Source organism: Methylobacterium sp. B1, from assembly GCF_000333255.1.
GTDB classification, from domain to species: Bacteria; Pseudomonadota; Alphaproteobacteria; order Rhizobiales; family Beijerinckiaceae; genus Methylobacterium; species Methylobacterium fujisawaense.
In genome coordinates, this window is record NZ_BACT01000511.1 from 1 (window position 1) to 1154 (window position 1154).

At 68.0% G+C, this 1154-nt stretch carries 1 protein-coding gene; it reads left to right on the forward strand.

The genetic code is table 11. From position 1 onward, the window contains the following. A partial coding sequence (locus tag I53_RS15125) for a TonB-dependent receptor plug domain-containing protein (protein ID WP_043352084.1) occupies nucleotides 1-1154 on the forward strand: 1154 nt, incomplete at both ends.

Sequence of the window (1154 nt, forward strand, 5' to 3'; positions counted from 1 at the left end):
CCTCGCCAGTCCGACCGCCGCCCAGGAGGCCGTCACCCTGGATGAACTCTCCGTGGCCGGCGCGGGCGGAGACCCGAACCGCGCTGCGCCGAACGGCCTCAATCTGCGCACCCCGGACCGGACCGCGAGCCGCCTCGGTCTGACGCCGCTGGAGACGCCGGCCAGCCTCGACATCGTGTCGGGTGAGACCGCGCGGCTGCGCGGCCAGGATACGATCGCCGAAGCCGTGACCCAGGACGCCACCGGCATCACCACGATCGCTGCACCCGGCAACGGCAACGGCGCCTTCACATCCCGGGGCTTCGCCGGCCCGAACTCGATCCAGCAGCTCTACGACGGCACGCGCTTCTACGTCGGCGCCAACACGGTGACCTTCCCGTTCGACACGTGGAACGTCGAGCGGATCGAGGTGCTCCGCGGCCCGTCTTCGGTGCTCTACGGCGACGGCGCCATCGGCGGCGTGATCAACGTGGTGCCGAAGAAGCCGGTCTTCGTGCCGATCAACGCCGCCCGCGCCGTTGTCGGCACGGATGGCGTCGCGCGCCTTGCGTTCGATTCGGGCGGCGGAATCGGTCAAGCGGAGTTCGGCGACACCTTCGCGTATCGCCTCAACGTCAGCGGCAATCGCGCCGAGGGCTGGATCCGGCCGGAGGGCGATTTCCGCAACCTCGCGGTCTCGGCCGCCCTGCTGTTCCGGCCGAGCGCCGATCTGGCGTTCACCCTGAGCCACGATCTCGGCTACCAGGAGCCCGCCCGCTACTGGGGCACGCCGCTCGTCGAGGGACGGATCCCGGATCTCATCCGGTTCAACAACTACAACGTCCGGGACGCGAAAATCACCTGGGCCGACAACTGGACCCAGCTCAAGACCGAATGGTCGCCCTCGGCCGACATCACGATCCGCAACACCGCCTACCGGCTCACCAGCCGGCGCCACTGGCTCGACGTCGAGCAATATTCCTACAACCGCGGCACCGGGCTGGTGGACCGGGGCGACTATCTGGAAATCTACCACAGCCAGGAGCAGGTCGGTGACCGGCTCGACGCGACGTTCCGGGGCAGCCTGTTCGGCTTGCCCAACCAGTTCGTGGCCGGGTTCGACGTGAACCACATCGACTTCCGGCACACCAACAACTTCTACTTCGACCAGACCA